At 38.9% G+C, this 393-nt stretch carries 1 protein-coding gene; it reads left to right on the top strand.

Annotated elements, in window-relative coordinates; translation table 11 throughout:
• A partial coding sequence (locus tag PSI06_RS21790) for a response regulator (protein WP_273604837.1) occupies nucleotides 1–393 on the top strand: 393 nt, incomplete at both ends.

The raw sequence follows: 393 nt of genomic DNA, 5'->3' as shown, positions 1-393 counted from the left end.
TGACCGACTTATTTGATGTAATAATACTTGATGTCATGTTACCTGACGTATCCGGTTGGAAAATTTTACAGTCGCTACGTGAAGCAGATAACAAAACCCCAGTACTATTTTTATCTGCTCGCGATAGTATAGACGATAGAGTAAAGGGGCTCGAACTTGGTGCTGATGACTATTTAATAAAGCCTTTTGCTTTTGCTGAAGTTTTAGCAAGAGTACGCACTCTTATTCGCCGTGGTGTAGTACAAACAGTTGACGATATACTGATAGTTGCTGATTTAGAAATGGATATTCCAAAGCGAAAAATACAACGTGCAGGCAAGCGTATTTTATTGAGTAATAAAGAGTTTAGCTTACTTGAACTATTGTTACGGCGCGAAGGTGAAGTACTGCCAC

This window comes from Pseudoalteromonas sp. GABNS16E (assembly GCF_028598715.1).
Lineage (GTDB): Bacteria > Pseudomonadota > Gammaproteobacteria > Enterobacterales > Alteromonadaceae > Pseudoalteromonas > Pseudoalteromonas atlantica.
Note: the sequence above shows the minus strand (reverse complement) of the source record. Positions and strands in the feature narration are given on the sequence as shown.